The sequence below is a fragment of the Burkholderia sp. D-99 genome (genome assembly GCF_011605345.1).
In the GTDB taxonomy this organism is placed as follows: Bacteria; Pseudomonadota; Gammaproteobacteria; order Burkholderiales; family Burkholderiaceae; genus Burkholderia.
Genome location: NZ_JAAOXM010000002.1, coordinates 1,367,283 through 1,393,785, shown reverse-complemented (window position 1 = coordinate 1,393,785; position 26,503 = coordinate 1,367,283). Strand labels below are relative to the sequence as shown.

24 protein-coding genes and 2 pseudogenes are annotated in these 26,503 nt (G+C 67.5%); 23 read left to right on the top strand and 3 right to left on the bottom strand.

Translation table 11 applies throughout. The features are described from left to right. Positions 1-24: 24 nt before the first annotated feature. Positions 25-933 carry a transcriptional regulator GcvA gene (gene gcvA, locus HAV18_RS13500; RefSeq protein WP_166956374.1) on the bottom strand — a complete coding sequence of 303 codons (909 nt, stop codon included), beginning with the start codon at positions 931-933 and terminating at the stop codon, positions 25-27. Between the two features lie 253 nt (positions 934-1,186). Here gcvA and HAV18_RS13495 point away from each other — a divergent pair, with 253 nt between their 5' ends. Continuing rightward, positions 1,187-1,963, top strand: a complete 777-nt coding sequence (locus HAV18_RS13495; protein WP_166956371.1) for a hypothetical protein — start codon at positions 1,187-1,189, stop codon at positions 1,961-1,963. Positions 1,964-2,229: 266 nt separating this feature from the next. Beyond that, positions 2,230-3,705, top strand: a complete 1,476-nt coding sequence (gene zwf, locus HAV18_RS13490; RefSeq protein ID WP_166956368.1) for a glucose-6-phosphate dehydrogenase — start codon at positions 2,230-2,232, stop codon at positions 3,703-3,705. An 82-nt stretch (positions 3,706-3,787) separates the two neighbouring features. Here zwf and HAV18_RS13485 read toward each other — a convergent pair whose 3' ends face one another. Further along, positions 3,788-4,729: a LysR family transcriptional regulator gene (locus HAV18_RS13485; protein ID WP_166956365.1), complete on the bottom strand. Its 942-nt coding sequence runs from the start codon at positions 4,727-4,729 to the stop codon at positions 3,788-3,790. A gap of 101 nt (positions 4,730-4,830) precedes the next feature. Here HAV18_RS13485 and HAV18_RS13480 point away from each other — a divergent pair, with 101 nt between their 5' ends. The 14 genes and pseudogenes from HAV18_RS13480 to HAV18_RS13415 all read left to right on the top strand — a co-directional run bounded on the left by HAV18_RS13480 (position 4,831) and on the right by HAV18_RS13415 (position 18,091). Next, positions 4,831-6,033 carry an MFS transporter gene (locus tag HAV18_RS13480; RefSeq protein WP_166956362.1) on the top strand — a complete coding sequence of 401 codons (1,203 nt, stop codon included), beginning with the start codon at positions 4,831-4,833 and terminating at the stop codon, positions 6,031-6,033. 28 nt (positions 6,034-6,061) lie between these two features. After that, complete coding sequence (locus HAV18_RS13475) at positions 6,062-6,385, top strand: MoaF-related domain-containing protein (RefSeq protein ID WP_166956360.1); 324 nt, start codon at positions 6,062-6,064, stop codon at positions 6,383-6,385. Positions 6,386-6,398: 13 nt separating this feature from the next. Continuing rightward, complete coding sequence (locus tag HAV18_RS13470) at positions 6,399-7,379, top strand: LLM class oxidoreductase (RefSeq protein ID WP_166956357.1); 981 nt, start codon at positions 6,399-6,401, stop codon at positions 7,377-7,379. A 157-nt stretch (positions 7,380-7,536) separates the two neighbouring features. After that, a complete protein-coding gene (gene dkgB / locus HAV18_RS13465) occupies positions 7,537-8,343 on the top strand; it encodes a 2,5-didehydrogluconate reductase DkgB (RefSeq protein ID WP_166956354.1) in 807 nt (268 codons plus the stop codon). A 64-nt stretch (positions 8,344-8,407) separates the two neighbouring features. After that, positions 8,408-9,523, top strand: coding sequence for an alkene reductase (locus HAV18_RS13460; RefSeq protein WP_166956351.1), 1,116 nt, complete (start codon positions 8,408-8,410; stop codon positions 9,521-9,523). A gap of 20 nt (positions 9,524-9,543) precedes the next feature. After that, complete coding sequence (locus tag HAV18_RS13455; protein WP_166956348.1) at positions 9,544-10,548, top strand: aldo/keto reductase; 1,005 nt, start codon at positions 9,544-9,546, stop codon at positions 10,546-10,548. A 171-nt stretch (positions 10,549-10,719) separates the two neighbouring features. Then, on the top strand, positions 10,720-11,238 hold the full coding sequence (locus tag HAV18_RS13450; protein ID WP_166956345.1) for a DUF3455 domain-containing protein: 519 nt from the start codon (positions 10,720-10,722) through the stop codon (positions 11,236-11,238). Positions 11,239-11,372: 134 nt separating this feature from the next. Beyond that, positions 11,373-11,656, top strand: a pseudogene (locus HAV18_RS13445) (TetR/AcrR family transcriptional regulator); the annotation flags it as partial. Between the two features lie 554 nt (positions 11,657-12,210). Further along, positions 12,211-13,599 (top strand): NCS2 family permease, encoded by a 1,389-nt coding sequence (locus tag HAV18_RS13440; RefSeq protein WP_166956342.1) that lies wholly within the window; start codon positions 12,211-12,213, stop codon positions 13,597-13,599. Positions 13,600-13,812: 213 nt separating this feature from the next. Continuing rightward, positions 13,813-14,415: a hypothetical protein gene (locus HAV18_RS13435; protein ID WP_166956339.1), complete on the top strand. Its 603-nt coding sequence runs from the start codon at positions 13,813-13,815 to the stop codon at positions 14,413-14,415. Between the two features lies 1 nt (position 14,416). Next, positions 14,417-14,655 (top strand): annotated as a pseudogene (locus tag HAV18_RS39645) (helix-turn-helix domain-containing protein); the annotation flags it as partial. 166 nt (positions 14,656-14,821) lie between these two features. Then, on the top strand, positions 14,822-15,742 hold the full coding sequence (locus tag HAV18_RS13425) for a LysR substrate-binding domain-containing protein (RefSeq protein WP_166956336.1): 921 nt from the start codon (positions 14,822-14,824) through the stop codon (positions 15,740-15,742). Positions 15,743-15,968: 226 nt separating this feature from the next. Continuing rightward, positions 15,969-16,751, top strand: coding sequence for an ABC transporter substrate-binding protein (locus HAV18_RS13420; RefSeq protein ID WP_166956334.1), 783 nt, complete (start codon positions 15,969-15,971; stop codon positions 16,749-16,751). A gap of 224 nt (positions 16,752-16,975) precedes the next feature. After that, positions 16,976-18,091 (top strand): succinylglutamate desuccinylase/aspartoacylase family protein, encoded by a 1,116-nt coding sequence (locus HAV18_RS13415; RefSeq protein WP_166956331.1) that lies wholly within the window; start codon positions 16,976-16,978, stop codon positions 18,089-18,091. Between the two features lie 152 nt (positions 18,092-18,243). Here HAV18_RS13415 and HAV18_RS13410 read toward each other — a convergent pair whose 3' ends face one another. Further along, the gene (locus tag HAV18_RS13410) at positions 18,244-19,050 is read right to left on the bottom strand and encodes a MetQ/NlpA family ABC transporter substrate-binding protein (protein ID WP_166956328.1); all 807 of its coding nucleotides are present in this window, start codon (positions 19,048-19,050) and stop codon (positions 18,244-18,246) included. A 309-nt stretch (positions 19,051-19,359) separates the two neighbouring features. Between HAV18_RS13410 and HAV18_RS13405 the strand changes: the two genes are divergently transcribed. The 7 genes from HAV18_RS13405 (at position 19,360) to HAV18_RS13375 (ending at position 26,498) form a co-directional block, all read left to right on the top strand. Then, positions 19,360-20,517: a porin gene (locus tag HAV18_RS13405; RefSeq protein ID WP_166956325.1), complete on the top strand. Its 1,158-nt coding sequence runs from the start codon at positions 19,360-19,362 to the stop codon at positions 20,515-20,517. Positions 20,518-20,723: 206 nt separating this feature from the next. Next, positions 20,724-20,984 (top strand): DUF2866 domain-containing protein, encoded by a 261-nt coding sequence (locus tag HAV18_RS13400; protein ID WP_011353838.1) that lies wholly within the window; start codon positions 20,724-20,726, stop codon positions 20,982-20,984. Positions 20,985-21,108: 124 nt separating this feature from the next. Further along, complete coding sequence (locus tag HAV18_RS13395; protein WP_166956322.1) at positions 21,109-21,492, top strand: DUF6232 family protein; 384 nt, start codon at positions 21,109-21,111, stop codon at positions 21,490-21,492. A 187-nt stretch (positions 21,493-21,679) separates the two neighbouring features. Further along, positions 21,680-21,907 (top strand): hypothetical protein, encoded by a 228-nt coding sequence (locus HAV18_RS13390; RefSeq protein ID WP_059523273.1) that lies wholly within the window; start codon positions 21,680-21,682, stop codon positions 21,905-21,907. A 268-nt stretch (positions 21,908-22,175) separates the two neighbouring features. After that, positions 22,176-24,443: a TonB-dependent hemoglobin/transferrin/lactoferrin family receptor gene (locus HAV18_RS13385; RefSeq protein ID WP_166956319.1), complete on the top strand. Its 2,268-nt coding sequence runs from the start codon at positions 22,176-22,178 to the stop codon at positions 24,441-24,443. A 49-nt stretch (positions 24,444-24,492) separates the two neighbouring features. Further along, the gene (locus tag HAV18_RS13380; RefSeq protein WP_166956316.1) at positions 24,493-25,584 is read left to right on the top strand and encodes a hemin-degrading factor; all 1,092 of its coding nucleotides are present in this window, start codon (positions 24,493-24,495) and stop codon (positions 25,582-25,584) included. Next, positions 25,581-26,498, top strand: a complete 918-nt coding sequence (locus HAV18_RS13375; RefSeq protein ID WP_166956313.1) for a helical backbone metal receptor — start codon at positions 25,581-25,583, stop codon at positions 26,496-26,498. The genes HAV18_RS13380 and HAV18_RS13375 overlap by 4 nt, the downstream gene beginning before the upstream one ends. Positions 26,499-26,503 lie beyond the last annotated feature (5 nt).

Sequence of the window (26,503 nt, the reverse complement as noted above, 5' to 3'; positions counted from 1 at the left end):
CTGAGCGGCCGAGGCCGCCGTCGTTCAGTTCGTCCCGCTCAGAAACACGCGAATCTCGTCCGCGAGCCAGTCGCGCAACGCGCACACCTTCGGATCGTCCTGGCTGCCGATCCGGTAAATCAGATCGTGCCCGCGCTCGGCGCGCAGCGCGTGCTGCGGAAACGGTGCGACGAGACGCCCGGCCGCGATATCGTCCGCGACGATCACGCTGCGCCCCAGCGCAACGCCTTCGCCGCGCATCGCCGCCTCGATCGCGAGACTCCCGTGGCTGTATGCCGGCCCGCGATCGCTGCGCGCGCCGCGGATGCCCGCCAGCGCGAACCACTGCTCCCAGTTGGCCAGCATCCGGTCCTCGTGCAGCAACGTGCAGCCGACGATGCGCTCGACGGACGCAAGCCCGCCCATCTTCGCTCGATACGCAGGACTGCAGACGGGTGTCACCGTCTCCTCGAGAATCCGCTCGGCGAGCACGCGCGGATAACGCCCGCTGCCGTAGCGAATCGCCACGTCGGCCTCGCCTTCGTTCAGATCGACATGCGTGTCGGTCACGTCGAGATGGATGTCGAGTTCCGGATGAAGCGCCTTGAACCGATGCAATCGCGGCGCGAGCCATTTGTTCGCGAACGACACGCTGGCGTTGATCTTCAGCCGCGTGACGCTGTCGTGCGCACGCAGCCGTTCGGCCGCCTTCGTCAGGTCGCCCAGCGTACGGCTCACGTCGAGCAGGAAGGCCGCGCCGGCCTCGGTCAATACGATGCGCCGCGTCAGGCGCTGGAACAGCGTAACGCCGAGATGGGCTTCGAGGTTCTTGATGTGCCGGCTGACGGCGCCGTGCGTGACGTGCAGCTCCTCGGCCGCCAGCGTCATGCTCAACAGCCGGCCGGTCGCCTCGAAAGCGCGCAGCGTTTGCAAAGGGGGAAGCCGGTCGAACACGATGACGTTACGCGTGAGTTGTACTCACGCATTGTATGTCGATAAATGGTTTGTCAGGGCTCGCAGCGGCTCGCAATATCGAAGGCAAGCGCTGAGGTCGATGGCCGTGCCGGCCGATGTCCCGATTGCGTCCGTGCGCCGCTTTTCCGTCATGCATCACGACCGGAATCGCGGCTGCGCTTCATGCCTGAAGCCGCGACACCCGGCGCGCGCTTCGTCCGGGGCACGTGTATGCCGGGTCGTGCCGCTCATCATGGATCATCTTCTTTTCAAGCTCGTCGCCACCCCGCTGCTCCTGGCCGCCGCCACGTTCGCCGCGCGCCGCTGGGGTGAGGCGATCGGCGGGCTGCTGGTCGGGTTGCCGCTCACGTCGGGGCCGGTTTCGGTGTTTCTCGCACTCGAGCACGGCCCCGCCTTCGCCGCGCATGCGACGGCCGGTTCGCTCGTCGCGACCGCCGGGCAGGCGGCCTTCTGTATCGCGTATTGCCGGCTGGCGAAACGCGGCTGGCCCATCGCACTGGCCGGTGCGGCCGCCGCGTTTTCCGTCGTCGCGCTCCTGCTGAAGGCCAGCGCGTTGCCGGAAACCGGCCTGTTCCTGATCGCGATCCTCGCGGTCGCGCTCGTGCTGAGCGTCGTGCCCGCCGCCCCGGTCAGGGCCGCGCGGCTCGATTCGCCGCGCTGGGACCTGCCGCTGCGCATGGCGTTGATCGCGGGCCTCGTGGTGGGCGTGACGATGATCGCGCCGTATGTCGGGCCGGAAACGAGTGGCGTGCTGGCGTCGTTCCCGTTCATGGTGATCATCCTCGCGGTGTTCGCGCAGCGCATGAGCGGCCCGGCGGCCGCGCAGCAACTGATGCGCGGGATGGCGACCGGGCTGCTCGGCTTCGCCGCGTTCTTCCACGTGTTGAGCCTGACGCTCACGCGGCTTGACCTGGTGCCGGCCTACGGGTTCGCGATCGCCTGTACGCTCGCGATCCAGGCCGTGTCGCTGTACCGGATGCGCGTGCCGGTCGTCGTACCGACCGAGTAAGTCGACGCTGCCGACCGGACGGCAGCGCCGCCACACCCGGACTGCGAGCCGGCCGCCGGATGGCCGTCCGGGCCGCTCACCCGCTCCTGCGGCTGCCCGGCCCCTTCAACGCCTGCAGCCCGCCTGCAACCCATCCGCCAGCTTCGCGACAGGAAACGGACACACACGCAATCCATCAAATGCGTGCACTATTAGGGTTTTGCCGTACCGGCGCCCGGCGCCTTCGACGTTCGTTCCACGCTCACCGTTTCAGACGCGAACCTCCCATGACGAATCAGCCTACCCCGACCGCGGCCGACCGGCCCGTCGACATGATCATCTTCGGCGGCGGCGGCGACCTGGCCGCCCGCAAGCTGTTGCCCGCGCTGTACATGGCGCACCTGCACTGCAACCTTCCGCCCGAGACGCGCATCATCGCGGTCGGCCGCCGCGACTGGGGCATCGACGGCTATCGCAAGTTCATGGACGAGCAGTCGCGCCCGTTCATCGACGAAAAGGCATTCGATCCCGCCGCCTGGAGCCGTTTCCTCGATCTCTTCAAGTACGTGCTGATCGACGTGAACGCGCCGGACGACTACCTGCGGCTCGCGGAAGCGGCGCGCGGCGACGCGATCCGCGTGTTCTACCTGTCGACGTCGCCGGAGCTGTTCACCACCATCTGCGACAACCTGTCGGCCGCGCATCTCGTCGACCGGCACTCGCGCGTCGTCCTCGAAAAGCCGCTCGGCCACGATCTCGCGTCCGCGAAGGCGATCAACGATGCGGTCGGCAAGCACTTCGAGGAATCGCAGATCTATCGGATCGACCACTATCTCGGCAAGGAAACCGTGCAGAACCTGATGGTGCTGCGCTTCGGCAACCCGATCTTCGGGCCGCTGTGGCAGGCGCCGAGCATCCGCAGCGTGCAGATCACGGTGGCGGAATCGGTGGGCGTCGGTAGCCGCGCGGGCTTCTACGACCATACCGGCGCGCTGCGCGACATGGTGCAGAACCACCTGTTGCAACTGCTGTGCATCGTCGCGATGGAACCGCCCGTGTCGCTCGACCCGGACGCGGTGCGCGACGAGAAGTTGAAGGTGCTGCGCTCGCTGCGGCCGATGGCGGTCGCCGACGTCGCGCGCGACACGGTGCGCGGCCAGTACACGGCCGGTGCGGTCGACGGCCAGCCGGTGAAGGGCTATCTCGAGGAAGACAACGTGCCGGCGGACAGCCGCGCGGAAACCTTCGTCGCGCTGCGTGCACACATCAACAACTGGCGCTGGGCGAACGTGCCGTTCTTCCTGCGCACCGGCAAGCGGCTGCAGCGCCGCCAGTCGGAAATCGTGATCGAGTTCGCGGACATGCCGTTCTCGATCATCCCGACCGGCCCGCGCCACTACAGCAACCGCCTCGTGATCCAGCTCCAGCCGGAAGAGTCGATCCAGCTGCAGATGCTGGCGAAGGAACCGGGCAGCGGGATGAACATGGTGCCCGTAAGCCTGAACCTCGACCTGCAGCAGGCGATTCCGGAGCGGCGCGCGGAAGCGTACGAGCGCCTGCTGATCGACGTGATCCGCGGCCGCCTCACGCACTTCATGCGCCGCGACGAGCTCGAAGCCGCATGGTCGTGGGTCGAGCCGATCCTCGACGGCTGGAAGCAGCTCGGCGACCGGCCGCGCCTGTACACGGCCGGCACGTTCGGGCCCGCGGCGTCGTCGGCGCTGCTCGCGCGCGACGGGATGTCCTGGTCCGAAGAAGCGTAACCGCCGCACGACGGCGTGCCGCCCGCGCGGCACGCCGAATCATCCGTGGCGCCGCTCACCCCGCTTCCCCGCGAACCCGCTGCTACTGCGGTTCCATCCACGCGGCCTTGCGCCGCGCCGGCGCATCGCCGCCGCTGCTGCCGCCCAGTACCTCGATCATGTAGTCGACGAACGACGCAATCCGCGACGAGATCGCGGTGTTCCGGTAGTACACCGCATGGATCGGCTGCTGGACCTCGAGCGTCTGGCGCGCGAGCACCTGCACGAGCCGGCCCGCGTCGCGATCCTGTGCGGTCATGAAATCCGACAGACAGACGACACCCGCGCCCTCCAGCGCGAGCTGCCGCAGCGTCTCGCCGCTCGACGAGCAGATGTCCGGCTCGATGCGGCACGCTTCGCCGTCCGCGCCGAGGATCGGCCACACGTTCAGCGATTCGGGCTGCGTGAAGCCGAGCAGCGTGTGCTTGTCGAGATCCTCGACCTTGCGCGGCTGGCCGTGCGCGTCGAGATACGCGGGGCTCGCGAAGATGCGCAGCCGGCTGTTGCCGATGCGCCGGCTGTGCAGCGTCGAATCCTTCAGCCGCCCGATCCGGATCGCGACATCGGTGCGCCGCTCCAGCAGGTCGATGATGCCCTCGTTGCTGTTCAGCTCCAGCTCGACTTTCGGGAAGCGTTCGCGATAGCCGCGCACGAGCGGCACGATCACATGCAGCATGAACGGCGTCGCCGCGTCGACGCGCAGCCGCCCCGACGGCATTTCGCGCCGCGCGAGCATCTGCTCTTCCGCGGTCTCGACCGACTCGATGATCGCGCGCGCGTCCTGCAGGAACGCGCGCCCTTCCTCGGTCAGTTCGAGCCGGCGCGTGGTCCGGCGCAGCAGCGTGGTCTTCAGTTTCTCCTCGAGCCGCGCGAGCGTGCGGCTCGTGGCCGACACGGTGAGGTCGAGCTGCTGGGCCGCGGCGGTGATCGAACCGGTGTCGACCACGGCGGCAAAGGCCTGGAGTTCGTCGAGCGTGATCTTCATTGTTGATTTGAAATCAAAACAATTTGGTTTATAGACCAGTTTTTCCGCAAAAGTAAAGTCGGCACACTGCGATCCATCCTTACTGGAACCAGGATCCCCTCATGCCACTCGCCCTGCTTGCGCTGACCATCAGCGCCTTTGCCATCGGCACGACCGAATTCGTGATCGTCGGGCTGATCCCGACGATCGGCGCCGATCTCGGCGTCAGCCTGCCGTCGGCCGGCCTGCTCGTCAGCCTCTATGCCCTGAGCGTCGCCATCGGCGCGCCGCTGCTCACCGCGCTCACCGGCCGCGTGCCGCGCAAGACCCTGCTCGCCGGGCTGATGGCGCTCTTCACCGTCGGCAACCTCGTCGCGTGGCAGGCGCCGGGCTACGAATCGCTGATCGTCGCGCGCGTCCTCACCGGCCTCGCGCACGGCGTGTTCTTCTCGGTCGGCTCGATCATCGCGACCACACTCGTGCCGAAGGACAAGGCCGCCAGCGCGATCGCGACGATGTTCAGCGGGATGACCGTCGCATTCGTCGCCGGGATTCCGCTCGGCACCTTCATCGGCCAGCACTTCGGCTGGCGCGCGACGTTCCTGATCGTCGCGCTGTTCGGCCTCGTCGCGTTCCTCGGCGCCGTGGCATTCGTGCCGCGCGGGCTGCCGCGGACGCCGCCGGCGCCGCTCGCCCGCCAGCTGCGCGTGCTCACCCAGCCGCGCCTGCTGCTCGTCTTCGCGATGACGGCCGTCGGCTACGGCGGCTCGCTGATCGCGTTCACGTACATGGCGCCGCTGCTCGAACAGATCGCCGGCTTCACACCGTCGCAGGTCAGCCTCGTGCTCGTCGGCTACGGCGTGTCGGTTGCGTTCGGCAACGTGTGGGGCGGCAAGCTCGCGGACGCCGTCGGCCCCGTGAAGGCGCTCAAGCGGATCTTCCTGCTGCTCGCGATCGTGCTGCTCGCGCTGACCTTCACGATCCACGTGAAATGGCTCGCGGTGCTGACGATGCTCGCGTGGGGCGCGGTCGCGTTCGGCAACGTGCCGGGGCTGCAGGTGTACGTCGTCAAGCAGGCGCGCCATTTCGCGCCGGACGCCGCTGACGTCGCATCGGGCTTCAACATCGCCGCCTTCAACCTCGGCGTGGCCGGCGGCTCGTCGCTCGGCGGCCTGATCGTCGCGCACGTCGGCCTCGGCCACACGCCGTGGATCGCCGCCGTCGTCACGCTCGGCGCATTCGCGCTCACCGCACTGAGCGGCCGTCTCGACCGCCGCCACGGGCTGCCGGAACGCACGGCCGAACCCGTCGAACTCGCCCATTGAACGTCACTTGTTGCAGGAGCCATTCAGCATGAACGCATCGACCCAACGTCCGCCGTTCGCCGGCAAGACTTTCGAAGTCCGTTACGACGGCCTCACCGCGCTCAACGCGTACGACGAGGACGGCCTCCACATGCGCTACGAGATCACCGAAGGCCCGTACGCGGGCGCGAAGGGCGAAGTCGAATACACGTGGCAGCGCGTCGCCGGCGACACCTACGCGATCTCGTGGCAGGAAGCCGACCGCGCGACGGTCGTGCACATCGACGATTTCGCCGCCGGCACGTCGCGCGCGTTCTTCACCGCGTCGTCGCTCGATTTCCATCGCCTCGAAGGCAGCCTGCGCGCGGTCTGAACGGAGCCCGACCATGCCCACTTCACTCGACAAGCTCGCCGACGGCGGCTTCAGCGTCGGCATCGAACTGCCGCTCGACAACGACTGGTCGCCGGCCGGCGACGCGAAGCGCCAGCACCAGGGCCGCCGCCCCGGCGTGCCCGACCTGGAGATCCACGCGGAGCTCGCGCAGCTGGCCGACACGCTCGGCTTCCGCGCGCTCTGGGTGCGCGACGTGCCGGTGTACGACCCGTCGTTCGGCGACGCCGCGCAGGTGTTCGAAACGTTCTCGTATCTCGGCTACCTCGCCGGCATCACGAACGACATCCTGCTCGGCACGGCGGCCGTCGTGCTGCCGCTGCGCGAGCCGCTGCTGACGCTGAAATCGGCCGCGACGATCCAGGAACTGAGCGGCGGCCGCCTGATGCTCGGGGTCGCGAGCGGCGACCGGCCGGTCGAATATCCGCTGTTCGGCCGCGACTTCGCGTCGCGCGGCGCGAATTTCCGCGACCAGGTCGCGCTGCTGCGCGACGGCGCGCGCGGCCACCTGCCGCCGGGCCTCGAAGTGCTGCCCGCCGCGCGTTCGCCGGTACCGCTGCTCGTCGCGGGTCTCGCGCAGCAGACGCCCGCGTGGATCGGCGAACACATGGATGGCTGCCTCGCGTACCCGGGCACGCCGGCCGACCACGCGCAGCGCGCCGCGAACTGGCGCGCGGTGGCCGGCGACAAGCCGTACGTGAGCTTCATCCACCTCGACCTCGCGGAAGACCCGCACGAGCCGCTGCAGCGGCACCGCTTCGGCGCCCGCGCGGGCCGCCTCGCACTGACGGAAGAACTCGCGGCGATGCGCGACGCGGGCGTACGGCACATCGGCCTGCATTTCCGCCGCAACCGCCGCCCGCTCGACGAGACGATGGCCGAGATCGCGTCGGACGTGCTGCCGGCATTCCATGCGAATGCAAATGCCGACGCCATTGCCGCTGCCGACGCGAACGCACGGACGCGCACCGCCTGACGCCGGCACGCCGGCACGCCGGCAGTTGCTCCAACTCACGACCAATATTTGACTTCAAATCAAATATTTTTGACCTCTAAAGGCGTTTATCTCATCAGTCTCAAGCGCCAGAATGACTTCCATACCGCAACCGTTCCACCCCTTTCAGGAGCACATGATGAGCAACATTCCCGCATTCGGCCTCGGTACGTTCCGCCTGCAAGGCCAGGTTGTCATCGATTCGGTCCGCAACGGCCTCGACGTCGGCTACCGCGCGATCGACACCGCGCAGATCTACGGCAACGAAGCCGAAGTCGGCGAAGCGATCGCCGCGTCGGGCGTGCGCCGCGAGGACCTGTTCCTGACGACGAAGATCTGGGTCGACAACTACGCACCGGAGAAGCTGGTCGCCAGCCTCGAGGAAAGCCTGCGCAAGCTGCGCACCGACACCGTCGACCTGACGCTGATCCACTGGCCCGCCCCGGGCAACGGCGTGTCCATCCAGGCGTTCATGACCGCGCTGGCCGAAGCGAAGGCGAAGGGCCTCACGCGCCAGATCGGCATCTCGAACTTCAACATCGAACTGACGAAGGAAGCCATCGCGGCCGTCGGCAAGGAAGCGATCGCGACGAACCAGATCGAACTGAGCCCGTACCTGCAGAACCGCAAGCTCGTCGAATTCCTGAACGCCGAAGGCATCCACGTGACGTCGTACATGACGCTCGCGTACGGCAAGGTGCTCGGCGCCCCGGTGATCGGCGCGATCGCACAGCGTCACGACGCGACGCCGGCACAAGTCGCACTGGCCTGGGCGCTGCAGCTCGGCTACTCGGTGATCCCGTCGTCGACGAAGCGCGAGAACCTCGCGAGCAACCTGCTCGCGCAGACGCTGCGCCTGACCGACGAGGACATGGCGCAGATCGCCGCGCTCGAGCGCAACGGCCGCGAAGTCGACCCGGCCGGCCTCGCGCCGAAGTGGGACTAAGCGCGCCGCACCTTCAATCGACCCGCACACGGCCAGCCGGCCGCGGCACCGACAGGACACCACCATGACCCAGGACCCGCTTTTCCAACCGCTGCAATTCGGCGCGCTGACGCTGCCGAACCGCATCGTGATGCCGCCGATGACGCGTTCGCGCGCCAGCCAGCCCGGCGATGAAGCCAACGAACTGATGGCCGCGTATTACGCCCAGCGCGCAAGCGCGGGCCTGATCGTCAGCGAAGGCACCTACATCGCGCCGCTCGGCAAGGGCTACGCATGGACGCCCGGCATTCACACGCCGTCGCAGGTCGCCGGCTGGCGCAAGGTGACGGACGCCGTGCATGCCGCGCACGGCCGCATCTTCGCGCAGCTGTGGCACGTCGGCCGGTTAAGCCACACGAGCCTGCTCGGCGGTATGCAACCCGTATCGTCGTCGCCGATCCAGGCGAAGGGCGTGAACGTGTTCGTCGCCGGCGAAGACGGCAGCACGCCGGGCTTCGTGCAGGCGTCCGAGCCGCGCGCGCTGTCGATCGACGAAATTGGCGAGATCGTCGGCCAGTACCGCGCCGCCGCGCGCCACGCGATCGAAGCCGGCTTCGACGGCGTCGAGCTGCACGGCGCGAACGGCTACCTCGTGAACCAGTTCATCGATTCGAACGCGAACACGCGCACGGACATCTACGGCGGCTCGCTGGAAAACCGGCTGCGCTTCCTGCGCGAAGTGACGCAGGCGCTGATCGACGGCACCGGCGACGCATCGCGTGTCGGCATTCGCCTCGCGCCGCTGACCACGCTGAACGGCTGCGTCGACGACGATCCGGAAACGACCTACCTCGCGGCTGCGAAGCTGCTCGGCGAACTCGGCGTCGGTTACCTGCACATCGCGGAAGCCGACTGGGACGACGCGCCGCTGATGCCGGTCGCATTCAAGCAGCAACTGCGTGCCGCGTACCCGGGCGTGCTGATCTACGCCGGCGCGTACACCGCCGAGCGTGCGCGCGAAGCGATCGCGGCCGGCTGGGCCGACCTCGTCGCATTCGGCCGCCCGTTCGTCGCGAACCCCGACCTGCCCGAGCGCCTGCGCACCGGCGCCACGCTCGCGCCGCACGACCGCAACACGCTGTTCGGCGGCGGCGCACCGGGCCTGACCGACTATCCGACGCTCGCGCAAGCCGCGGCGTGAACGACCCACAGGATTTCAACATGAGAATCACGCTCCCTTCCCGCCTGGGTTTCGGCACGGCGCCGCTGGGCAACATGTATCGCGACATCCCGAACGACGAAGCGCTGGCCACGGTCGACGCGGCCTGGGAAAGCGGTATCCGCTACTTCGACGCGGCACCGCTGTACGGCGCCGGCCTCGCCGAGCTGCGCCTCGGCGAAGCACTCGCCGGCCGGCCGCGCGATGCGTATTCGCTCGGCACCAAGGTCGGCCGGCTGGTCCTCGACGAACACGAGGATGCGTCACAACGCGATCTCGGCGAAAAGGGCGGCTTGTTCCGCCATGGCCTGCCGAACAAGATCGTCTACGACTACACCGAGGACGGCACGCTGCGCTCGATCGACGCGAGCCTGAAGCGGCTGCGCACCGACCGGCTCGACACCGTGTGGATCCACGATCCGGCGATCGACTTTCACGGCGAACGCTGGCTCGACGTGTTCGACGTCGCGATGTCGGGCGCGGCGAAGGCGCTCACGCGCCTGCGCGACGAGAAGGTCATCAAGGGCTGGGGGCTCGGCGTGAACCGGATCGAACCGTGCGAGCTCGCGCTCGAACGCTCGGATCCCGACGGCTTCCTGCTGGCCGGCCGCTACACGCTGCTCGACCATGCGGGCGCACTCGAACGGCTGATGCCGGAAAGCGCCGCACGCGGGCTCGGCATCATCGTCGGTGGTCCTTACAACTCCGGCGTGCTCGCCGGCGGCACCCACTTCGAGTATCAGCCGGCGACGCAGGAGATGCTCGATCGCGTCGCGCGCATCCGCCGGATCAGCGAACGGTTCGGTGTCGACGTCCGCGCGGTGGCGCTGCAGTTCTCGCTCGCGCACCCGGCCGTGGCAGCCGTGATCCCCGGCGCGAGCCGGCCCGATCGCATCGACGAGAACCTGCGGCTTGCCGCGGCGCCGATTCCGTCCGCACTGTGGGACACGCTGAAGGCCGAGCGCCTGATCGCCGAACACGCGCCGACGCCGGCCGGCGCAGCCTGAGCCGCTTGCGCACGGCCGCTGCAACGCGCGGCCGCGCGCATCCGCTCCATCGCAATCGCGGCGACTATCGCCGCGATTGGCATTTCCGGGTTGCAGCCTGCGCAATCGGCGTCTAGTGTTGACGGGATCGACTTCACACGACCATCACCCGACCTGAAAGGACGCCCCTCCATGCCAAGCCGCTCCCCGACACGCGACATGCTGCTGGCCCTTGCGGCCGGTCTTTCCTTCGCGGCGCTCACCGCGCCCGTGCATGCCGACGAGGCTGCCGGCCTCGCGCCGCCCGAGCCGGCCACGCCGGTGCTGTCGACCACCGCGAGCGGCATGCAGGTCTACGCGTGCGAATACGATGCCGGGCACCAGCTCGCGTGGACATTCAAATACCCCGAAGCGCTGCTGTTCGATGCAGGAGGCACACTCGTCATCCGGCACGGCGCAGGACCGTCGTGGGAAGCACTCGACGGCAGCCGCATCACCGGCAAGAAGCTCGCGGAAGCCCCGAGCGAGCACCCGGGCAGCATTCCGCAACTGCTGCTCGCCGCGACGCCGGCCGCAACGGGCACGCTGGCCGGCGTGCGCTTCGTGCAACGGCTCGACACGGCAGGCGGCACGCCGCCGGCCGCGACGTGCACGACCGAGCATGCGGTCGGACGCTTTCCTTACTTCGCGCGCTATGTGTTCCTGAAGTGAAATGAAGTGCCCGGCGCCGCCAGCACCGGGCATCATCCCGGTTTCTTTCGCCAAGGCATCATTTATTCAGCCTTCCTATCTGTCATGCGTGGAAGCGTGAAATCGTCGCCCCCCTCGTTGCGCCTGCTCAGCGTATCCGCATCGCACTCGACGACGCCGCGCCCCTCTATCGCGACGCGCCCGAGGCCCGGGAAGTGAAGGCCGGGGCAACCGGATCTTCAGTGCGTTCATACGCGAAGCGCTGCCCGACGTGTCCGACACCACGCATGCGCCGGCCTGCGAGCTGGTCATGACGACGCTCACGGCGGGCGGCAACGCGTTCTCGGAAACCGAACGCACGCCGGCGGGAATCGACGCCTATTCGACCGCGACGGCCGACATGATCTGCGCGTACCTCGCGCATCTCGCGCGCGACTGACGCGACCGACGCGACGAGGGCCAGAACGTGCGCGAGCGCAGCCGGCGCGCGGCACCGGTATCATCCGGGTGCCGCTTGCGCACGGCCGCGCATCGCGTCACACGCCGCCGCTGTCGTCCGCATGCGCGTGCATCGCCTCAATGAAAGATATTCGTAATACTCCATGCCTCACCCGCTCCCGCCCTGCCCGCCGACCCCGCATTCAAATAGTCGCCTTAACGGATTCGAACTAGGCGTATACACGCGTGTCGCCGCGACGGAGCCCGGTTGCACGCCGATATAAGCGCTGCGACATGCGCTGCATGCTCTTCCCCCGATGGGACGTGATGGGCGGCTCGCCTAACCTTCGCTACGGCAAAGCACACGTGACGGGGTCGACCACACCACGCGTCGTCCGACGCGACACCCTCGCGATCGTTTCGATTCTCACGTAACGACACGAATCACGCGTCATTCGTCCCCACGACGTTGCCGACAAATCCCAACTAGATACGAGACACCCTGACGACGGTTCGCTACGGGCCGTTTCAGCATGCTGATAAAGGAGCAAGCTCATGAGTGATACCCCGGTGCAGCCGACGGTCGACGTCGGCTCGGCAGAAACTGACTTTGGCACCAAGGGAGTCATCGACCGGTACTTCGGCATTTCGTCGCGCGGCAGCACGCAACGCACCGAGATCGTTGCCGGTGTCACCACCTTCCTCGCGATGGTCTATTCCGTGTTCGTCGTGCCCGGCATGTTCGGCAAGGCCGGCTTCGACACGAGCGCCGTGTTCGTCGCGGTCTGCCTCACCACCGCGTTCGGCTCGCTGCTGATGGGCCTGTGGGCGAAGCTGCCGATCGCGATCGGCTGCGCGATCTCGCTGACCGCGTTCACCGCGTTCGGCCTCGTCCTCGGCAAGGGCCTGCATCCGACGGTCGCGCTCGGCGCCGTGTTCCTGATGGGCCTCGTGTTCACGGGCATCTCGGTCACCGGCGTGCGTTCGTGGATCCTGCGCAACCTGCCCGCGGGCGTCGCGCACGGCACGGGCATCGGCATCGGCCTGTTCCTGCTGCTGATCGCGTCGAACGACGTCGGCCTCGTGATCAAGAACCCGGGCGCCGGCCTGCCGGTCTCGCTCGGCCAGATCACCTCGCTCCCGGTCATCATGTCGGTCGTCGGCCTCGCCGCGATCTTCGGCCTCGAGAAGCGTCGCGTGCCGGGCGGCATCCTGCTCGTCGTGATCGCGATCTCGATCTTCGGGCTGATCTTCGATCCGGCCGTGAAGTACCACGGCATCTTCGCGCTGCCGTCGCTGAGCGCACCGGGTCACGCCTCGCTGATCGGCGCGATGGACATCAAGGGCGCCCTGTCGATGGCCGTGCTGCCGAGCGTGCTGGCGCTGGTGATGACCGCCGTGTTCGACGCGACCGGCACGATCCGCGCGGTTGCCGGGCAAGCCGGCCAGCTCGACGAGAACGGCCGCATCATCAACGGCGGCCGCGCACTGACCGCCGATTCGCTCAGCTCGATCTTCTCCGGTTTCCTCGGCGGCGCGCCGGCGGCGGCCTACATCGAGTCGAGCGTCGGCGTGGCCGCCGGCGCGAAGACGGGCCTCGCGGCCGCCGTCGTCGGCCTGCTGTTCCTCGTCGTGATGTTCTTCTCGCCGCTCGCGGGCCTCGTGCCGTCGTACGCCACCGCACCGGCGCTGATGTACGTCGGCCTGCTGATGCTCGGCAGCGTGAGCAAGCTGCACATGGACGACATGGTCGACGCGATGTCGGGCCTCGTGTGCGCGGTGTTCATCGTGCTGACCGCGAACATCGTGACGGGCATCATGCTCGGCTTCTCGACGCTCGTGATCGGCCGCATCGCCAGCGGCGAATTCCGCAAGCTCAACGTCGGCACCGTGCTGATCGCAGCCGTGCTCGTCACGTTCTATCTCGGCGGCTGGGCGATCTGACCGCGACACATGCGCGACGTCGCCGGCAGAAGGACGGCGCGCATCGGGACGACATCGTCTCCTCCACCATCATCGCTGATGGTCTCCAGGCCTGGAAACGCAAGTTTCCAGGCTTTTTTTGTCGATGCGCCACGGCGCGGCGTGCAGCAGGCACGAGACGCGACACGAATCCACACCCGGTGCTACGATCGCGTTTTGCCTTCAGGAGCCCCCATGAACGCGCTCGGCATCGTCTCCGAATCGAGCACCCGGACCTCGGCGTGCAAGCCGCCGTTCATTCCGTCGTTCGGCTTCCACGAAGTGCACGAATCGAAGCCGATCGACGCCGCTCCGGCACGCATCATCGACGCGGTCACCGCGCTCGACATGCGCACGGATCCGGTCGTCGATACGCTGCTCAACGTCCGCGAATTCCCGGCCGCCCTGGCCGCCTCGCTGCGTGCCGGCAGCACGGGCACCGCGCGAGGCGAACGCGAACGCTTCGGCCTCCATGCGTTCACGCCGCTGCATCGCGACGAGATATCGCTGTCGCTCGGCCTCGTCGGCCGCTTCTGGCGCCCGGACCTCGGCGTGCGCACGATCGCCGACGCGGCGGCCTTCGTGCGGCACGACGACCCGCGCGACGCGAAACTGGTGCTCCGCTTCGAAGTCGTCGGGCTCGCGTCGGGTGCGCACATGCTGCGCACCGAAACCTTCGTGCATTGCCCGACCGCCCGCACACGGCTGCTGTTCATGCCGTACTGGCTCACGATCCGGATGGCGAGCGGCTGGATCCGGCGCCGCACGCTGGCGGCCGTCGAGATGGCGCTGGCATAGGGCCCGCCACGCGGCGACGAAGGTGCGTACCCTGACGCAGCGCGTCCAGGAGCAGACGGCACATCGCCGCGGCAACGGCTGCAGACCACACACGCCAGCCATGCGCAGCAGTCGCTGGAGGTCACGGCGCCGTCGATCGAGCATGTTGCGGCGGAGGCCGGGTTCGGTTCGGTCACCGCGTTTCGCGAACGGTTCGCGCGCCTCGTCGGCACCTCGCCGCAGCGGTATCGTCAGGCGTTCGCGCGTGATCCGGCGCATGATGTCGCTGCGTCGTCACCCACCGCGCCTCGGCTCGCGATGCTTCGCCCCGGCGGCGCAAACCATGCGCACGCAACCATCAGGATCGCTACCGAATGCCGCCGCACCCCGTCGCCTGCCACAGTATCGCGCCAACCTGACCCGATCGATGACCCGCATCCGCAACCCCCTGAACATCGCGCAGCTCCAGGCGTTCGTCTCCGCCGCGCATCACAAGAGCCTGCGCGCCGCCGCGCGCGAACTCGGCGTCACGCAGCCCGCGATCACGCATACGATCCGCGAGCTCGAAACGGCGCTCAACGCGGAGCTGCTCGCGCGCAGCGTGCGCGGCGTCGAGCTGACCGCGTGCGGTCAGGCGCTGCTGCCGCGCGCCGAGCAACTGCTCGGCGATATCCGCCGCACGGTCGAGGCCGTCGAACAGGTGAAGGGCGAGATGTCGGGGCGCGTCGCGGTCGGCACGATGCCGTCGATCGCGCTGACCGCGCTGCCGCATGCGGTCACGGCCTTCCGCCAGTCGATGCCGAACGTGAGCCTGCATCTCGAGGAAGTGACGGTGCCCGACGCACTCGCGCAGTTGCGCAACGGCACGCTCGACATCGCTGCGATGCACCATGTGCCGGCGCTCGATCGCGATTTCACGCAGTCGCCGCTGCTGTCGACCGAATTCACCGTCGTGATGCGCGAAGGCCACCCGCTCGCGCACGCGCGCCGGTTAGAGGAATTGCTCGATGCCGAGTGGATCGTCACCGTCGGCGCCGAGCAGTTTCCGCACAGCGTGATGGTCGGGATGTTCGAGGCGCGCGGGCTGCCGCTGCCGAAGCGCCTGCTGCGCTCGCCGATGTCGTTCGCGGTGACGCTCGGGCTCGTCGCACGCTCGGACGTGATCGGTTGCTTCACGCGCCCGCTCGCCGCGATGGTCGCGCCGCTCGGCATCCGCACGGCCGAACTCGACGAAAGCATGCCGCGCTTCGACCTGTCGATCATCGCGCGGCGCGACATGCTGCCCACGCCCGCTGTCTCGCAATTCGTCACGTGCCTGCAGCGTGCGGTCAACGAAACGCTCGGCTGAATCGTTCCTGTGTCTGAAACGGCGGCGCACGCAGCGCGCCGCCGCCGGGCCCGGTATCGGGGCTTGTCCTAGGCGCCCTGCCGGTATTTTGTCTTGATAATCTTGCGCACGTCGCGCGCCCGCATCGGGTGGGCGAAACGGACAGCCCGACGCGAAGCCGCGGCGGGCCGAAGGCTTACGGCGCGGCACAACCGCGCACCCATCGAACAAAACGAGGAGTCACCGAGTGAAAAAGATTCTTGCGGCTGTGACCGTAGCCCTGCTCGCCGTATCGGCCGGCAGCGCGTATGCGAAGGACTGGACGACCGTGCGGTTCGGCGTCGACGCAAGCTACCCGCCTTTCGAATCGAAAGGCGCTGACGGCAAGGTGGTCGGGTTCGACGTCGACCTCGGCAACGAAATCTGCCGCCGCATGAACGCGAAGTGCGTGTGGATCGAAAACGACTTCGACGGGATGATTCCGGCACTGAAGGCCCGCAAGTTCGACGGCGTGCTGTCGTCGATGTCGATGACGCCGGCGCGTCAGGAACAGATCGCCTTCTCGGCGAAGCTGTTCAACACGCCGACGCGCCTCGTCACGAAGAAGGGTGCCGGCCTGATGCCGACGGCCGAATCGCTGAAGGGCAAGTCGGTCGGCGTCGAGCAGGGCACGATCCAGGAAACCTATGCGAAGACGTACTGGGCCGCGAAGGGCGTGAACGTCGTGCCTTACCAGAACCAGGACCAGGTCTACGCCGACCTGATCTCCGGCCGTCTGGACGGCGCGCTGCAGGACGCGGTGCAAGCTGAAATCGGCTTCCTGAAGACCCCGCGCGGCGCAAGCTTCGATTTCGCCGGCAAGGATATCGACGATCCGAAGACGCTCGGCGAAGGCGCCGGCATCGGCCTGCGCAAGGAAGACACCGACCTGAAGACGAAGATCGACGGCGCGATCGCCGGCATGCGCAAGGACGGCACGTACGCGAAGATCGCGAAGAAGTACTTCGATTTCGACGTCTACGGCAAGTAATCCGCCAGGCAAGCGCACGCTTCGCTTCGGCACGAACGGGCTCCGCAAGGAGCCCGTTTTTTTTCGTGCGCCGCGGCCGCAGCGTTATTTTTTCCGCACCAAGCTGATGATTCTCAACGAGAATCGCCGTGCTCTGGCGCCGGTTTGATGGCGGCGAGGAAGGCAACGTACAATCGATCTTCCACGCACACCGGATCATTCGCGGCTGCGCCGCACTCCCCATCATGCAAACGCAGACCCATCCGCTGATTTCCCCCGCCGTCGGTACCGAACGCCAGATCACGAGCTTTCACTACGGCCCGCGCGGCGGCAAGAAGGTCTACATCCAGTCGTCGCTGCACGCGGACGAACTGCCCGGCATGCTGGTCGCCACGCTGCTGCGCCGCAAGATTGCCGCGCTCGAAACGGCCGGCAAGCTGCGCGGCGAAGTCGTCATCGTGCCCGTACCGAACCCGATCGGCCTGTCGCAGCACGTGTTCGGCGATCACCTCGGCCGCTTCGAGCTCGGCTCGATGCAGAATTTCAACCGCAATTTCTACGATCTCGCGGCGCTCGTGCTGCCGCGTGTCGAACACCGCCTCACGCACGACGCGCAGCACAACCTCGTCGCGGTGCGCGCCGCGATGCGCGAAGCGCTCGACGAGCAGAAGCCGCGCACCGAGCTCGACTCGCAGCGCCTCGCGCTGCAGAAGCTGTCGTTCGACGCCGATATCGTGCTCGACCTGCACTGCGACAGCGATGCGGTGATGCACCTCTATACGAATCCCGATCTGTGGCCCGACGTCGAGCCGCTGTCGCGCTATCTCGACGCGCAGGCGTCGCTGCTCGCGCTGAATTCGGTCGGCAACCCGTTCGACGAGATCCACAGCTTCTGCTGGTCGGACCTGCGCAACCGTTTCGGCGACCGCTTCCCGATCCCGAACGGCGCGATTTCCGTCACGGTCGAACTGCGCAGCGAGCGCGACGTGTCGTACGAGCTCGCCGAAAAGGACGCGCAGGCGATCGTCGAATACCTGACCGAGCGCGGTGTCGTCGAAGGCACGCCGGCGCCGCTGCCGCCGCTCGCGCATCCGGCCACGCCGCTCGCGGGCACCGATCCGCTCGTCGCGCCCGTGTCGGGCGTGATCGTGTTCCGCACGCCGGTCGGCGCGATGATCGAGGCCGGCCAGGCCGTGGCCGACATCGTCGATCCGCTGACCGATCGCGTCGTCACGCTGAAGAGCAGTGTGTCGGGCGTGCTGTACGCGCGCCAGATCGTGCGCTTCGCGACGGCCGGCATGGAAGTCGCGCGCATCGCAGGCGCGACCGCGATCCGCACGGGTTCGCTGCTGTCGGCCTGAGCGGCCGGCCCGCGCGCGCCGGGTCACGGCGCGTAGTGTGCACACCCTGCGCTCACCCCGCGCTCACCAACGAAATCGCCCGCTTGCGCGGGCGATTTGCTTTCCGGAACGCCCGGCGATCCCACCGGCCGGGCGGCGGCACACGCGGGCGTTCAGAACGCCGGCACGATCGCGCCACCGAACTTCTGGTCGATGAACTTGCGCACGTCGTCCGATTCATAGGCCGCGACGAGCTTCTTCACCCACGGCTTGTCCTTGTCCTGCGCGCGCACGGCGATCAGGTTCGCGTACGGCCCGCGCAGGTCCTCGATCGCGATCGCATCCTTCACCGGCGTGAGCCCGGCCTTCACCGCGTAGTCGGTGTTGATCGACGCGGCATCGACATCGGGCAGCGCGCGCGGCAGTTGCGCGGCGTCGAGTTCGACGATCTTGATCTTCTTCGGGTTCTCGGCGACGTCGAGCGGCGTCGCGTTCACGCCGTTGGTGCCGACGCCCGCCTTCAGCTTGATCACGCCGTATTTCTGCAGCAGCAACAGCGCGCGGTTGCCGTTCGACGGATCGTTCTGGATCCCGACCTTCGCGCCCACCGGCAAATCCTTCAGCGACTTGAGCTTCTTCGAATAAAAGCCCATCGGCGACGTGTACGTGAGCCCGACGTTGACGATCTTGTAGCCGCGCTGCTTGATCTGGCTGTCGAGGAACGGCTGGTGCTGGAAGCCGTTCGCGTCCAGGTCGCCTGAATCGAGCGCCGCGTTCGGCTGCACGTAGTCGTTGAACTCGATGACCTTGATCGCGAGGCCTTCGCGCGCGGCGACCTTCGTCACCTCGGTCCAGATCTGCGCGTCGGGGCCGCTCATCGTGCCGATCTTCAGCGTTTGCGGGTCGGCGTGCGCGCCGGGCGCCGCGAATGCCAGTGCGGCTGCGAGCGCGCCGAGGCCGGTCAGGAATGAACGTCGCATGGTGTCCTCTTGTCCCGTGTCGTTTGTTGGAGCACGGATCGTGGCATGGGGCCGGAACGCCACCAACCAAGCTTATTTCATGTGCATATTCCTGATCCGGATCGATTCTCAGCCGAATTCGGTATAACCCCGGATAGCGCAACCGGGCAGAATTCAGTGTCGCATCGGCGCCACACATTCTTCATATGACAGTCGCTGTCATATTCATTACGTGGCCCCTCGATAAAGTTGCCGCCGGTACGTGAAAGCGCCCACAGAGAGCGCCGAAACCGCAACTGGACACGCCATTTATTTCGCTCGGAGAATCCTTTGAACAAGAAACTGTTGACCATCGCCGTCCTGGCAGCAACGGCCGGCACGGCGCACGCACAAAGCAGCGTGACCCTGTACGGCATCATCGATGCCGGTATCAGCTACGTGAACCACAGCAAGACCGCCAACGGCGGCACGGGCAAGCTGTTCAAGTATGACGACGGCGTTGCCCAGGGCAGCCGTTGGGGCCTGCGCGGCACCGAAGACCTCGGTGGCGGCCTGAAGGCGATCTTCGTGCTCGAAAACGGCTTCAACAGCGGTAACGGCACGATCGGCCAGGGCGGCGCAATCTTCGGTCGCCAGGCTTACGTCGGCCTGAGCCAGTCGCAATACGGCACGGTCACGTTCGGCCGCCAATACTCGTTCTCGACCGACATCCTCGGCTCGAACTACTCGACGGGTGGCAACACGGTCGCGGGTAACTACGCTTACCACGTGAACGACATCGACCAGCTCACGTCGAGCCGCATCAACAACGCCGTGAAGTTCCAGAGCGCGAACTACTCGGGCTTCACGTTCGGCGCGTTGTACGGCTTCTCGAACTCGACGGACTTCGCCGGCGCAGCCGCGACGACGTCGGGCACGACGACGACGGCAGGCTCGTCGCGCGCATACAGCTTCGGCCTGAACTACGCGAACGGCCCGCTGTCGGTCGGCGCAGCCTACACGGACATCCGCTTCCCGAGCCAGTCGACGCCGGCATTCTCGACGTCGATCGCGAACCTGAGCACGGGCAACGTCCGCGACCTGCGCACCTACGGCGTGGGCGGCCGCTACGTCTGGGGCCCGGCAACGGCATGGCTGCTGTGGACGCGTACGCAGTTCTCGACCGTGTCGGGCGCGGGCGGCACGTTCTACAACGCGTATGAAGCAGGCGCGAAGTACGCGTTCACGCCGGCTCTGTCGGGTGGCCTCGGCTACACGTACACGAACGCGACGCAGAGCGGCAATTCGTGGCACTGGAACCAGGTCAACGGTATCGCCGACTACGCACTCAGCAAGCGTACGGACGTGTACGGCCTGGTCGTGTACCAGCAGGCATCGGGCAAGGGCGTGCAAGCGCAGATCGGCTCGAGCACGAGCTACTTCAACACGTCGGGCACGGGTTCGAAGAACCAGATCGCCGCACGTATCGGTATCCGTCACAAGTTCTAAAGCATCCGCTTAACTCGCGGATCACGACGGCAAGAAGCGCCCCGCTCCACGCGGGGCGCTTTTTTATGTGCTTTTAAGTTTCGCTTAATTCTGGGCTGAGAGGATGCTCTCACCCCCCCTGTTGGCCGCCTGAGCATCGGCGGCTTTTTTTTTACATGCCGACGGCGCCGCCATCGATTGCCCACAAGACAGGATCGGAGGCCATGATGATCGAAGATACCGTTTTCAGCCATCTGCACGCGATTCTGACGTGCCAACACTCGATGCCGGTCCAGAGCTGCCGCGTATCGGTCGAAATGCAGCGCCCGTGGGGCCGCCCGTACCGGCTCGTCGAATGGACGATGCATCTCGACGCGCCCGCGCGGCGCCAGATCGTGCCGGCTGAATCGACCGACGAAGAGATCGCCGAGGTCGTCGCCTCGCACGTGCCGGGCCGGCTTTACGGCGACGGCCGGCTGCAGTTCTGAACGCCTTCCTGTTCCACCCGCTGCCCGTCTTTCGGCCGCGCCGCACGCATCGTGCGGCAGTCGGTCTCGTTTGATGCAGCACCGAAACCTGCTACGCTGCGCGTTTTCGTCCACGCAACACACGATGGAAAACGCATTCAACGAACGCGGCGTGATGATCACGCGCAATGGCCTGTCGGCCGCCGGTCAGGTATTCGCGCTGCGTGACATCCGCCAGGTCGATGTCGTCAAGATTCCGAAGAACCGCCTCGTACCGTCGCTGATCTCGCTGATCGGCGCGGCCATCGCCGTCGCAGGCGGCATCGGCGCATCGAGCGCCGCGCTCGTCGTCGGCGTGATGCTCGCCGTCGTCGGCTATCTCGCGTGGGCCACGCAGGACATCACGTATCGCCTGATGGTCGAGATGCCCGACGGCAAGCGCGAAGCGCTGTCGAGCGTCGACGTCGAATTCGTCGAACGCGTCGCGCAGGTCGTGCGCGATGCACAGGCCGCAACGACGGCCGGCTGATTCCGTTCGCATCCCTGCACGCTTCCATGCGCGGTGCCCGGCCGCGCATGGCGCGTTTCGCGTCGCGCAACGGCGCCCTCGATTGCGCCGTCGAATCACGTTCCACCACCACCTCGCCTGCGCTGCGTACGCCGACCGCCTAGTATGGAAAGAGCGGCTCGCCGCCGCATCGTCCGAGGAGGCCAGCATGAACGTCCAGACGCTGTCCGGCACGCTTCGCGCGCAGGAACTGCTGATCGTTTCGATGATCCGCGCGCTTCCCCCTGATGCACGCCGAGCGCTCGTCGATCTCTACACCGAACAGATCGCGTTCGCCGAACAGGCCGGCCTCGAAGGCCACGGCGATCGCGCGACGCACGACGCGTTCATCGCGCATGCGCGCAACCTGCTGATCCGTATCGAAGCACTCGCGTAGGGCCTGTTCACGCGAATAACGGGCATGCGCCAGGGCTCGCGTTTCTCCCTTGTTTCCCGCCGCGGCTCGCCCGAGCCGCGCAGGTGAGCGCTCACCCACGCGAGCCGCTTTCCGTTCTTGTATTGATAATAATTCTCATTTACACTGGTAAAATTATCAGTTGCCTTTCAATTCGCCGCTCGCCGCATTCCGCGCGCGGGCGGGCCAGCCAGGTGAACGCGTCACCCAGCCAGCCTTCGGGCTTGTTTTCGTCAATGGGAGACCACCTGTGCATTGCTATACGCTGGCGCGGCGGCCGATCTGTGCCGCGCTGTTCGGCGCGTTCGGCCTGTCCGCCGCCCCGGCTCACGCCGATTCGTCGCCGCAAGGCGCCACCCTGCCTTCCACCCTCCTCGTCGCCGCGTCCACGCGCGGCGATGCGGCGCTGCTCGACCCCGTTACCGTCACGGCCAACCGCACCGCGACGGCCGCGAGCCGCACGGCTGCGTCCGTCTCGGTGATCACCGACGAGGACCTGGAGGAACAGCAGGCCACCAACATCAAGGACGCGCTGCGCTACGAGCCGGGCATCACGGTGCGCCGCACCGCGTACCGGCCCGGCAGCGCCGCCCTCGGCGGCGGCCGCGACGGCGATTCGAGCATCAACATCCGTGGCCTCGAAGGCAATCGCGTGCTGCTGATGGAAGACGGCATCCGCCTGCCCAACGCGTTTTCATTCGGCCCGCTGGAAGCGGGGCGCGGCGACTACGCCGATCTCGACACGCTCAAGCGCATCGAGATCCTGCGCGGGCCGGCCTCGGCCCTCTACGGCAGCGACGGCCTGACCGGTGCGGTGAACTTCATCACGAAGGATCCGCGCGACCTGCTGTCGATCTACAACAAGCCCTACTACTTCTCGTTCCGGCCGAGCTACGACTCGGCCGACCGCAGCATCGGCGCGACCGTGTCGGCTGCGGGCGGCAACGATCGCATCCAGGGGATGATCATCGCCGACGGCCGGCGCGGCCACGAGGTCGACACGCGCGGCAGCAACAACTCGGCGAGCACGCTGCGCACGACGTCGAACCCGCAGGACGTCTATTCGGAATCGCTGCTCGGCAAGCTCGTGCTGACGCCGACCACGCGCGACACGATCAAGTTCACCGCCGAAACGGTGCAACGCCGCGTGAGCACCGACGTGCTGTCGGCGATCAGCCCGCCGACCACGCTCGGCCTCACGACCTACGACCGGCTCGAGCGCAACCGCTTCAGCGTCGACTACGATTTCCGCGACGATGCGTTCCGCTGGTTCCAGACCGCACACGTGCAGTTCTACTACCAGGACGCGAAGCAGGACCAGTACGCGTTCGAGACACGCGGCAAGCAGCCTTCGCGCTCGCGCGACAACCAGTACAAGGAACGCACGTTCGGCGGCTCCGCGTTCGCCGAAAGCGGCTTCGCGACCGGCCCGTTCGCGCACAAGCTGCTGTATGGCGTCGACGGCAGCGTGTCGCGCGTGACGAACCTGCGCGACGGCACGGTGCCGGGCGTCGGCGAGGCGTTCCCGAACAAGGCGTTCCCCGACACCGACTACACGCTGTTCGGCGCGTTCGTGCAGGACCAGATCGGCTACGGCCGCCTGCTCGTCACGCCGGGCCTGCGCTTCGACACGTACCGGCTGAGCCCGACCGAAAACGATCCGCTGTTCACCGGCAAGGCCGTGTCGACGAGCGCGAACGAACTGTCGCCGCGCGTCGCCGTGCTCTACGAGATCACGCCCGCGGTGATTCCGTACGTGCAGTACGCGCACGGCTTCCGCGCACCGACGCCCGACCAGGTAAACAGCAGCTTCTCGAACCCGGTGTATGGCTACACGTCGATCGGCAACCCGAACCTGAAGCCCGAGACGAGCGACACGTTCGAAGCCGGCCTGCGCGGCAAGGCCGGCACCGGCTACGGCGTCGTGCGCTACAGCGCGGCCGCGTTCACGGGCCGCTACCGCAACTTCATCTCGCGCACGACGATCGCCGGCAGCGGCCGGCCGGCCGACCCGTTCGTGTTCCAGTACGTGAACTTCGCCGACGCGCGCATTCACGGCCTCGAAGGCCGCGCCGAATGGGTGATGCCGAACGGCATCACGCTGAAGACGGCGATGGCGTTCACGAAGGGCTCGACGCAGAACGACGGCGCGGCCAGCCAGCCGCTCAACACCGTCAACCCGTTCTCCGCCGTGTTCGGCGTGCGCTACGAGCCGACCGACCGCTGGTTCGTGCAGACCGACCTGCTGTTCCAGGCCGCGAAACGCGACAAGGACATCGACAAGTCCGACTGTTCGAACAAGGCGTGCTTCTCGCCGCCGTCGTCGTTCGTCGTCGACCTGCGCGGCGGCTACCGCTTCAACAAGCACGTGAGCGCGACGATCGGCATCCGCAACCTGTTCGACCGCAAGTACTGGAACTGGTCGGACGTGCGCGGCATCGCGGCCGATTCGCAGGTGCTCGATGCCTATACGTCGTCCGGACGCACGGTCGCCGTCAGCATGAAAGTGGATTTCTGATGCGCGCCGCGCGCGCTGCCACCCCAACCGTTACTTGAAGGAGTCCGACATGATGCAATCCGCCCTTCCCGGTCAACCGGCCACGCCGGCCCGCGCGGCCGCCGCGCTGCGCGACGCGTTCATCAAGCTCAAGACCGAGCGCCAGCTGCGCAACCGCGACGTCGCACAGGCGCTCGGCGTCAGCGAAGGCGAGGCGCTCGCCGCGTTCGTCGGCGAGCACGTCGTGCGGCTCGACGCACGCTTTCCGGCGATGTTCGAGGAAATGCCGCGTCTCGGCCGCGTGATGGCGCTCACGCGCAACGACACGGCCGTCCACGAAAAGGACGGCGAATATGCGCAGATGAGTCATGACGGCCCCGTCGGCCTCGCGCTCGGCGACATCGACCTGCGCATCTTCTATCGTCACTGGGTGTCGGCGTTCGCGGTGCGCGACGAGACCGCGCACGGCCCGCTGAAGAGCCTGCAGTTCTTCGATGCGCAAGGCCATGCGATCCACAAGGTCTACCTGCGCGCGCACAGCGACCACGCCGCGTACGACGCGTTCGTCGAGCGCTGGCGCGCGCCGTCGCAGGAGGCGGGCCTCGCGGTCGCGCCCGCCGCGCCGAAAACGCCCGAGCGTGCCGACACCGAGATCGACGTCGCGGGCTTCCGCGCCGCGTGGGACGCGATGACCGACACGCACCAGTTCTTCGGCATCACGCAGCGTTTCGGCGTGAGCCGCATGCAGGCGCTGCGACTCGCCGATCCGCAATACGCGTACCCGGTCGAAACCGCGCATGCGCTGCGCCACGTGCTCGAACGGGCCGCGCAAAGCGGCCAGCCGATCATGGTGTTCGTCGGCAATGCGGGGATGATCCAGATTCATACGGGCCCCGTCGCGAACGTGCGCGAGGTCGGCGCATGGATCAACGTGCTCGACCCGGGTTTCAACCTGCACGTGCGCGACGATCTGATCGCCGCCGCGTGGGTCGTGAAGAAGCCGACGAGCGACGGCATCGTCACGTCGCTCGAGCTGTTCGACCGGCAGGGCGACCATGTCGCGCTGCTGTTCGGCGAGCGCAAGCCCGGCAAGGTCGAACGCGACGACTGGCGCGCGCTCGTCGCGACGCTGCCGCCTGCGGCACGTGGAGACGCACGGTGAGCGCGCGATCGTTCGATCCGCGCCGCCGCGCCGTGCTGGCGAGCGCGGCGGCCGGCGCGCTCGCCGGCGCGCTGCCCGGCAGCGTGCTCGCCCAGGTTGCACCGGCCGCGCCGAAACGCGTGGTCGTGATCGGCGGCGCACTCGCGGAAACCGCGTTCGCGCTCGGCGGCGCCGAGACGCGCAGCTACCGGCTGGTCGGCGCCGACACGACCTGCACGTATCCCGATGCCGCGAAGCGTTTGCCGAAAGTCGGCTACCAGCGCGCACTGTCGGCCGAGGGGCTGCTGTCGCTGCGGCCCGATCTCGTGCTCGCCTCGGCGGAAGCCGGCCCGCCCACGGCGATCGCGCAGGTGAAAAGCGCCGGCGTCGCGGTGACGACGTTCGACGAACGCCACGACGTCGAATCGGTGCGCGCGAAGATCACCGGCGTCGCGCAGGCGCTCGACGTGCGCGACGCGGGCGCCGCGCTACTGCAACGCTTCGACCGTGACTGGCAGGCCGCGCGCGACGTGGTCGCTACCCGCTCGCCCGGCGGCGCACAACCGCCGCGCGTGCTGTTCGTGCTGAACCATACCGGCAACCAGGCGCTCGTCGCAGGCCAGCGCACGGCCGCCGACGCGATGATCCGCTACGCGGGCGCGCGCAACGCAATGCAGGGCTTCGATCACTACAAGCCGCTGACGACCGAGGCGCTCGCCGCCGCCGCGCCCGATGTCGTGCTGATCTCCGACGAAGGGCTCGCGGCCGTCGGCGGACGCGCGGCGCTGCTCGCCACGCCCGGCTTCGGCGCGACGCCGGCCGGACGCGCGCAGCGCGTCGTGTCGCTCGATGCGCTGTTCCTGCTCGGCTTCGGCCCGCGCCTGCCGCTCGCCGTCACGACCCTGCACCGACGGCTGTCGGATGCGCTCGCCTGATTCCG